At 71.2% G+C, this 5,513-nt stretch carries 6 protein-coding genes; 5 read left to right on the plus strand and 1 reads right to left on the minus strand.

The features are described 5' to 3' along the window. Positions 1-764 (minus strand): pyridoxal-phosphate-dependent aminotransferase family protein (locus CCN72_RS12270; protein WP_107430093.1); only part of this gene is annotated, 764 nt, incomplete at its 3' end. Between the two features lie 159 nt (positions 765-923). On the opposite strand from CCN72_RS12270, the gene CCN72_RS12275 reads away from it, so the two are divergent. The 5 genes from CCN72_RS12275 to CCN72_RS12295 all read left to right on the plus strand — a co-directional run. Beyond that, on the plus strand, positions 924-1,766 hold the full coding sequence (locus tag CCN72_RS12275) for a basic amino acid ABC transporter substrate-binding protein (protein WP_086807559.1): 843 nt from the start codon (positions 924-926) through the stop codon (positions 1,764-1,766). A gap of 4 nt (positions 1,767-1,770) precedes the next feature. After that, positions 1,771-2,604: an amino acid ABC transporter permease gene (locus CCN72_RS12280; protein WP_085564134.1), complete on the plus strand. Its 834-nt coding sequence runs from the start codon at positions 1,771-1,773 to the stop codon at positions 2,602-2,604. Beyond that, positions 2,601-3,395, plus strand: coding sequence for an amino acid ABC transporter ATP-binding protein (locus tag CCN72_RS12285; RefSeq protein WP_086807560.1), 795 nt, complete (start codon positions 2,601-2,603; stop codon positions 3,393-3,395). The genes CCN72_RS12280 and CCN72_RS12285 overlap by 4 nt, the downstream gene beginning before the upstream one ends. Positions 3,396-3,412: 17 nt before the next feature. After that, a complete protein-coding gene (locus CCN72_RS12290) occupies positions 3,413-4,504 on the plus strand; it encodes an amidohydrolase family protein (RefSeq protein ID WP_086807561.1) in 1,092 nt (363 codons plus the stop codon). 159 nt (positions 4,505-4,663) lie between these two features. Then, positions 4,664-5,513: SCO1860 family LAETG-anchored protein (locus CCN72_RS12295; protein WP_244174205.1), on the plus strand; the 850-nt coding region annotated here is incomplete at its 3' end.

Here is a 5,513-nt window from a genome sequence, read left to right on the forward strand (position 1 = left end):
GCCTCGGCCGCGCGGCGGTGGCGGGCCATCACCGTGTCCGGCCCTGCCGCCTCGATCCGCTCCAGGCAGGCGTCCAGCGCCAGCATCTCCAGCTGCGCCGGGGCGTGCGGCAGCGCCACCCGGCCGGCGTCCAGCCAGCGCTCCTTCCAGTCCAGCAGGGAGAGGTAGGAGCGGCGCGGCGCGTTCGGGTTCGCCGCCATCCGGGCCCAGGCCCGCTCGCTCACCGAGATCGCCGAGACCCCCGCCGGGCCGCCCATCGCCTTCTGCGCGCCGATCACGCACAGGTCCACGCCCCACGCGTCCGGCAGCACCGGCTCGGCGCCCACCGAGGCGACCGCGTCCAGATAGAACAGCGCGCCCTGCTCCCGCACCGCCGCACCGATCTCCGCGACCGGGTTGGTGTTGCCGGTCGCCGCCTCCGCGTGCACCAGCGAGACGAAGTCGATCTCCGGGTGCTCGGCGAACGCGGCACGGATCTGCTCGGCCCGCACCGCCGTGTGGAAGGGGACCGCGATGTCATACACGGTCGCGCCGGCGTCCCGCAGCCAGTCGCCGAAGGTCTGCCCGTAAGGGCCGGTGATCACGTTCAGGGCCACCGTGCCCGGACCGGCGGCGCCGCGGATCGCGCCCTCCAGCGGCAGCAGTGCCTCGCCCTGGGTGATCAGGACGTCCTGCCGGGTGTCCAGCAGCCGGGCCACCCGGTCCTCGATCGCGGCGAAGCGCCGCGCGGTCAGCGGGGGCAGGTCGAGGAGGGGGTGCGTCACGGCGGTGCTCTCTCTTCGTCGGGCGGTTCGCAGGGGTCACGGCGGCCTGCTCCCCCCGATCTTAGGTCCAGGCCCCCCAAGGCCATGGGTTTGGTTTGAGATACCCAAACATTTCCTTATAATCGGAACCTATCGTTCCCCCCTCAGGAGACTCCCCCCATGAAAACGCCCTTCGGACGCCGGACCCGCCTGCTGGCCGCCACCACCGCGACCGCGGGCCTCGTGCTCGTCGTGGCGGGCTGCTCCTCCGGCGGCTCGGGGAGCGGCCAGACCGTGGCCGGCGGGGTCCACCTCGCCAAGGCCGGGCAGCTCACCACCTGCACCCACCTGCCCTATCCGCCGTTCCAGTCGGTGGTCGACGGCAAGGTGCAGGGCTTCGACGTCTCCCTGATCGACCTGGTCGCCAAGGACCTCGGCGTCAAGCAGCAGATCGTGGACACGCCGTTCGAGAACTTCAAGACCGGCGCCTTCCTGAACTCCGGCCAGTGCGACCTGGCCGCCGCCGGTATGACGATCACCCCCGAGCGCGCGAAGAACGTCGACTTCTCCGACCCGTACTTCGAGGCCACCCAGGCCGTGCTGGTCGCCAAGAACAGCGGGATCACCTCGCTCGACGGCGCCAAGGGCAAGAAGCTCGGCGCCCAGGCGCAGACCACCGGTGAGGACTTCGCCAAGAAGAAGGGCCTCGACCCGGTCTCCTTCGCCTCCTCCGACGCCGTACTCAACGGTCTGCGCACCGGCCAGGTCCAGGCCGTCGTCATCGACTACCCGGTGGTCCAGGGCTGGCTGAAGGACAAGGCCAACGCGGACAAGTTCAAGGTGGTCGACAACCTGAAGACCGGCGAGCAGTACGGCTTCACGGTCAAGAAGGGCAACAAGCCCCTGCTGAAGGCCATCGACAAGGCCCTCAAGGACGCCAAGGCCGACGGCACGTACAAGAAGATCTACGAGAAGTGGATCGGCCCGTACGACTCCTCCGTCGCCTCCCCGGCCGGTTCCTGACCCCATGGCCGACACGGACACCGGCATCCAGCCGAAGCGCACGGGGCTGACGCGCACGCAGAAGCGCAAGCTCTCGCGCGGCGCCCAGTACGCCGTCCTCGCCGCCGCGGTGATCGCCTTCGCGCTCACCGCGGACTGGGGCCGGCTCCAGAACCAGTTCGCGCAGCCCGGCATCGCCAAGCAACTGTTCCCCGACCTCATCACGGTCGCCCTGAAGAACACCGTGCTGTACACGCTGTCCGGGTTCGTCGTCGGCCTGGCCCTCGGCATGGTCATCGCCCTGATGCGGCTGTCCTCCGTGGGCCCCTACCGCTGGCTCGCCGGCATCTACATCGAGATCTTCCGCGGCCTGCCCGCGCTGCTGATCTTCATCTTCGTCGGTGTCGGGGTGCCGCTGGCCTTCCCGACCGTCCAGTACCCCGGCGGCACCTACGGCAAGGTCGCCGTCGCGCTCGGCCTGGTCTCCGCCGCCTATATGGCCGAGACCATCCGCGCCGGCATCCAGGCCGTGCCCAAGGGGCAGATGGAGGCGGCCCGTTCGCTCGGGTTCTCGCCCGCGCGGGCCATGGTCTCGATCATCCTGCCGCAGGCCTTCCGCATCATCCTGCCGCCGCTGACCAATGAACTCGTCCTGCTCTTCAAGGACTCCTCGCTGGTGCTGTTCCTCGGGGTCACCCTGGAACAGCGCGAACTGTCCAAGTTCGGCAACGACCTGGCCAGCCAGACCGCCAACTCCACGCCGATCCTGGTCGCGGGCCTGTGCTATCTGCTGATCACCATCCCGCTCAGCCTCGTCGTACGCCGTATGGAAACCAAGGCCCTCAGGGAGATCAGGTGACCACCCCCGAGATCCGCGTCCAGGGTCTGCACAAGTCCTTCGGCGACAACCATGTCCTGCGCGGCATCGATCTGGAGATCGCCCAGGGCGAGGTCGTCTGTGTCATCGGGCCGTCCGGCTCCGGCAAGTCCACGCTGCTGCGCTGTGTGAACCTGCTGGAGGAGCCCACCGAGGGGCAGGTCTTCGTCGGCGGCACCGAGGTCACCGACCCGGACGTCGACATCGACGCCGTCCGCCGCCGGATCGGCATGGTCTTCCAGCAGTTCAACCTCTTCCCGCACCTCAGCGTCACCGAGAACCTCACGCTGCCGCAGCGCCGGGTGCTGCGGCGGGACAAGGCGGCGGCCGAGCGCGTCGCCGCCGAGAACCTGGCCCGGGTGGGCCTCGCGGAGAAGGCCGGCGCCTACCCCTCCGCCCTCTCCGGCGGCCAGCAGCAGCGGGTGGCCATCGCCCGCGCGCTCGCCATGGGCCCCGAGGTGATGCTCTTCGACGAGCCGACCTCGGCGCTCGACCCCGAGCTGGTCGGCGACGTCCTCGCGGTGATGCGGTCCCTCGCGCGCGAGGGCATGACGATGATGGTCGTCACCCACGAGATGAGCTTCGCGCGCGAGGTCGCCGACCGGGTCGTCTTCATGGACGGCGGGGTGATCGTGGAGCAGGGCCGCCCCGATCAGGTCATCGGCGCCCCCCGGCACGAGCGCACCCGCCACTTCCTCTCCCGCCTCCTCGACCCGGCGATGGCCGAGGTGGAAGAGGGCCTTCCGGAGGCGGGGGGAACCGGGCGGCCCTAGCCCTCTAAGGTGCCGGTATGAGCGATCAGCCGGTGCTGCATGTGAAGGGCAGGGTCCTCGTCGGGCCGCAGGACGTACGCGACGAACTGTGGGTGGTCGGCGGCCGGGTGTCGTACGACCGCCCCACCGGGGCCCGGGACGTCCGGACCGTGCGGGGGTGGGCGCTGCCCGGGCTCGTCGACGCGCACTGCCATGTGGGCCTCGACGCGCACGGCCCGGTCGACGCGGAGACCGCCGAGAAGCAGGCGCTGACCGACCGGGAGGCGGGCACCCTGCTGATGCGGGACGCGGGCTCGCCCTCCGACACCCGCTGGATCGACGACCGGGCCGATCTGCCGAAGATCATCCGGGCCGGGCGGCACATCGCACGCACCCGCCGCTACATCCGCAACTACGCCTGGGAGATCGAGCCGGACGACCTCGTCGCCTATGTCGCCCAGGAGGCCCGGCGCGGCGACGGCTGGGTCAAGCTGGTCGGCGACTGGATCGACCGCGAGGCCGGCGACCTCTCCCCCTGCTGGCCCCGGGAGGCGGTCGAGGCCGCGATCGCCGAGGCCCACCGGCTGGGCGCCCGGGTCACCGCGCACTGCTTCGCCGAGAACTCCCTGCGCGATCTGGTCGAGTCGGGCATCGACTGCGTCGAGCACGCCACCGGCCTCACCGAGGACCTGATCCCGCTGTTCGCCGAGCGGGGCGTCGCCATCGTGCCCACCCTCGTCAACATCGCCACCTTCCCGCAGCTCGCGGCCGGCGGCGAGAGCAAGTTCCCGAACTGGTCGGCCCATATGCGGCGGCTGCACGAGCGCCGCTACGACACGGTGCGCTCCGCGTACGACGCCGGGATCCCGGTGTTCGTCGGCACCGACGCGGGCGGCTCGCTGCCGCACGGACTGGTCGCGGCGGAGGTCGCCGAGCTGGTCACCGCGGGCATCCCGCCGATCGAGGCGCTCGCGGCGACCAGCTGGTCCGCGCGCGCGTGGCTGGGCCGGCCCGGCCTGGAGGAGGGCGCCCCGGCGGACCTCGTGGTGTACGACGAGGACCCCCGGGCCGAGGTGGGCGTGCTGGCCGCACCGCGCCGGGTGGTGCTGAACGGGGCGGTGGTGGAGTAGCGCCGACGGGCGGGCGAGGGAACGCGTGTGCATGGTGATTCGAAGAGGCGTGCGGAATTTCCACGTTTGAGTGAAGTGACCGAGGTTTGCTGACCGTTCACCCACACTGACGACAAGGTTGACGGGTCCCAAGCATTTCAAGTGGGGGGTCCCACCGCCTTGAACAGCACCAACTTCCGTATGCCCGTGCGCCGTCTGGCCGCCGCGGCGACCGTCACCGCGCTGGCCACCGCGCCCGCAGTCCTGGGCGTGGGCGCGGCGCACGCGTCCGAGAATCCCGGCCGCGCTACCGCGTCCGTCCTGCACACCGGGCTTGACGTCTCTCTGCTCAACAAGTCCGTCGACGTTCCGCTCGCCGTCTCCCTCAACGAGGTGAAGGCACCGCAGAGCGCCGACCGAACCGCCCTGTCCGCCCGCCTCGACGGGGTGTCCGGCGGCAACCCGTTCACCGTTCTCAGCGCGGACGTGGCCCAGTCCCGGGCCACCGTCACCGACCGGCGCGCCGAGGGCTCCGTCCGTCTGGTGCACGCCAAGCTGCACGTCCCCGGCCTGCCCCTGCTGTCCCTGATCGAGGTGGACACCGTCACCGCGCAGGCCACCTGTGAGGCGGGCAGGGCCCCGGTCGCCGACGCGAAGATCGTCGGCACCGTCACCGTCCTCGGCCGCAAGGTCTCGGTCACCGCCGGGGGGCCGGTCGAGGTCAAGGTGCCCGGCGTCGGCGAGGTCCGCCTCGACCTCGCGCAGCGCAGCACCACCTCCCGTACGGCGGCCGCGACCGCACTCCAACTCAAGGTCTCCGTCAACCCGTTGAAGCTGAACGTGGCGGACGTCGAGGGCACGGTCACGCTGGCCAAGGCGACCTGCGAGTCCCCGATGGCGCCGCCCTGCGGCTTCACGTCGGAGACCGGGGCGGCGTCGGACTTGGTGCCGGAGGCCGAGCCCGGCTTGGTGCCGGAGCCCGGGTCGTGGCTCTGCGTCGGGGGCTTCGAGGGCGGCGCCATCGGGGACT

Source organism: Streptomyces murinus, assembly GCF_002154555.1.
GTDB lineage: Bacteria > Actinomycetota > Actinomycetes > Streptomycetales > Streptomycetaceae > Streptomyces > Streptomyces murinus.

Bases quoted from the DNA above. Each gene is read 5' to 3' on its own strand.
- CCN72_RS12275 (WP_086807559.1), top strand. From the start codon at position 924: ATGAAAACGCCCTTCGGACGCCGGACCCGCCTGCTGGCCGCCACCACC.
- CCN72_RS12280 (WP_085564134.1), top strand. From the start codon at position 1,771: ATGGCCGACACGGACACCGGCATCCAGCCGAAGCGCACGGGGCTGACG.
- CCN72_RS12290 (WP_086807561.1), top strand. From the start codon at position 3,413: ATGAGCGATCAGCCGGTGCTGCATGTGAAGGGCAGGGTCCTCGTCGGG.